Here is a 318-nt window from a genome sequence, read left to right as displayed (position 1 = left end):
AGAAGAAAACATTAAGCATTTCAAATAAGAAAAGTTACAGTGCTAAAGGATATGGGATACTTGATTTACCAAATAAACAAGCTGCTCAAAACATGTTAATAGAAAAATTACCAGGGAAAATGAACAAATGGTTGTATACAAATTGGGGAGAAGAGATGTTAAAGAATTCCCGTATTTACGGTCCTGTATTAATGAAGCGATATACAGGAGAGTTTGAAAACATAAAAGCAAATATTGAAATTTGGCCATTAAGTAATACTGGGAAATTAGAAGATGACTTCGTAATAGAAGTGTCATTTAAAACAAATGAAGAAAGTA

Annotated in this window: 1 pseudogene; it reads left to right on the top strand. The window is 30.5% G+C overall.

Annotated elements, in window-relative coordinates:
• Positions 1–318 (top strand): annotated as a pseudogene (locus SB717_RS34670) (hypothetical protein); the annotation flags it as partial.

Origin of the sequence: Priestia sp. SIMBA_032 (assembly GCF_046535215.1) — a bacterium.
Lineage (GTDB): Bacteria > Bacillota > Bacilli > Bacillales > Bacillaceae_H > Priestia > Priestia aryabhattai.
This window is presented reverse-complemented; position numbering and strand designations above follow the sequence as displayed.